Origin of the sequence: Chryseobacterium proteolyticum (assembly GCF_046591535.1) — a bacterium.
Lineage (GTDB): Bacteria > Bacteroidota > Bacteroidia > Flavobacteriales > Weeksellaceae > Chryseobacterium > Chryseobacterium proteolyticum.
Genome location: NZ_JBJLWK010000023.1, coordinates 1 through 874, shown reverse-complemented (window position 1 = coordinate 874; position 874 = coordinate 1). Strand labels below are relative to the sequence as shown.

Sequence of the window (874 nt, the reverse complement as noted above, 5' to 3'; positions counted from 1 at the left end):
AGCGGAAGCTTTTCAAGATTGGTTAGCAATTGAGGTGCTTCCTTCTATTAGAAAACACGGAGCATACATGACAGATCAAGCGCTCGAAAAAGCGGTAACTGATCCAGACTTCATGATTGGTCTTCTTAACAACTTAAAAGTAGAAAAAGCAAAGCGAGTTGAAGCTGAACGAACAATCTTACAGCAACAACCACTGGTAACATTCGCCGAAGCTTGTATGCAATCAGATAAAGCGCTAAAAAGTAAGTGAAAGTTGCAAAAGTTAGCAGCAAAACAATGGTATCAAAACAGGCCAAAAGAGATTATTCGCAACACTTCGAGAGTGGGGATTAATCTTCAAAATAAAAATGAACCAACTCAGAAAGCAATCGATAGTGGTTACTTCGAAGTTGTGCAAGGCGTAAAAGAAAAGCCTAATGGTGAAAATTTCACATGGCTAACACCATACGTAACACCAAAAGGACAAGCTTACATCATAGACCGACTGAAGAAAGAACAAGAACAGGAGGCGGTTTAATGATGGAAGAAAGCACATTATCACTAGCAATCGTAGCAGCGGTAAATTTGTTTAGGGGCATACCTATGTACACCGAATAGATGTATGGGGACAAAAAAGACATGGATGGTCACGGGATGACAAATAAAGAAACAGCGTGATGAATACGAACAAAAGAAACTCGCATGGATTCATAAAGGATTTACGAGCTAGAGGGATACATAACAGCGCAGTATAAGGTAGAGGAAATGCATAAGGAGTTTATCACTCTAGCTAAATAAGAAAAGAGACCAAAGAGTTTGTGAAGGCTCGTGGCTCATTGTATAAGGGTATAAGGTCGAGTCATCAACCTTATGGGATAATTATACAACTATTTTA

The 874-nt window shown here is 39.1% G+C and carries 2 protein-coding genes; both read left to right on the top strand.

The features are described 5' to 3' along the window. On the top strand, positions 1–250 hold a 250-nt coding region (locus ACJ5H0_RS23060), incomplete at its 5' end, for a hypothetical protein (protein WP_458796248.1). Positions 251–253: 3 nt separating this feature from the next. Continuing rightward, the gene (locus ACJ5H0_RS23055; protein ID WP_411252190.1) at positions 254–517 is read left to right on the top strand and encodes a phage antirepressor KilAC domain-containing protein; all 264 of its coding nucleotides are present in this window, start codon (positions 254–256) and stop codon (positions 515–517) included. Positions 518–874: the final 357 nt, after the last annotated feature.